The 306-nt window shown below is 48.7% G+C and carries 1 protein-coding gene; it reads right to left on the reverse strand.

What is annotated here, in order from left to right; all coding sequences use genetic code 11:
* Positions 1-306: phage baseplate assembly protein V (locus tag PROVRUST_RS18085; protein ID WP_006816345.1), on the reverse strand; the 306-nt coding region annotated here is incomplete at both ends.

A 306-nucleotide genomic window follows, 5' to 3' on the forward strand; every position in this document is an offset into this window, starting at 1 on the left:
TTGGAGTATTGAGTTTGATTTGCTTAGCGGCATCAACGATAACCACTTGCGTTATCGCGCTAACTTGCTCACTGGCTTCAATATGTGCGGTTGTGATACCAGTCGCTTTCAACGCGCCCGTGGCTGGCTCATATTCAATGACTGCCCCGTCTGAATAGGTGCGATGGTCTGCCGTCAATGAATCGGTAGGCTCTGAGTGTTCATTGGAGAAAATACCCGTTAATACAAATGCTGTCGTTAACTCACCGCCGATAGCTAGGATAATCACTTGCTCACCAACACTCGGCGCATTCATTGTGCGTAGGG

The organism is Providencia rustigianii DSM 4541 (genome assembly GCF_000156395.1).
Lineage (GTDB): Bacteria > Pseudomonadota > Gammaproteobacteria > Enterobacterales > Enterobacteriaceae > Providencia > Providencia rustigianii.